General features: G+C 34.4%; 1 pseudogene. It reads right to left on the bottom strand.

Annotated features, from left to right (window positions below):
- Nucleotides 1-283: pseudogene (locus tag CIK04_RS34850) on the bottom strand (hypothetical protein); the annotation flags it as partial.
- Between the last annotated feature and the right edge of the window lie 466 nt (nucleotides 284-749).

The following is a 749-nucleotide window of genomic DNA, read 5'->3' as shown; positions in this document are numbered from 1 at the left end:
CAATTAAACTGTTGTCGACCACAATGCTACGATTTGAGCTGCTTATATTAACCATCCTTGTATCGTTGTGGTGGTCTATATAAATAGATCGCATCTTCATTCGAGCTATCAAAAAATGCGAGTCCCCGTTTTTATCTTTATAAACACCATCGTAACTTTCTGCTAACTCTGATGAAGAATCAGAAGAACCATTACAGCCCGATAATGCGAATGACAATGTTATTGTCATTAACAAGCTTAAATATTTTTCATTTTCTTTATTAATCTCACTTAAAAATGCCATTAAACATGACCTTATGATTATTATGCGAATGGTTATCATCAGCAAGATAAATATGATTGAGCTGGCATATATATCTGTGTTTTTCTCAGGTTTGAAAATTAGAAAAAGCTAACGTTGAATGATGTTATGAACGTGGATTTAATAACTAAATACGAGAGAAGATTCGCTTCGCTTTTATTGTCTATGAATGATTTTTTGAATAGGCGGATTTTTCGTCAGCGTAAAATTGCATAACTTGCTTTCTTGTGGAGCAATGATGGCTACCGTCTGATCATGAAGCGTGTTGATCATTGTCAGTATAAAATAAACAAATCATCTGAAGAGCTAGTCCACGTCCTTCTCTTACCAACACTCTCAAATATCACAAATCTTGATCTTCTTCCCACCGGTTTGGCAAATCACAACTATGTTTAATTTATCTTTTCATGCATCAGTAAGGATATGTTCATGAGCTTATCTATCGTGC

It is taken from the genome of Vibrio sp. 03_296, from assembly GCF_002265885.1.
This window is presented reverse-complemented; position numbering and strand designations above follow the sequence as displayed.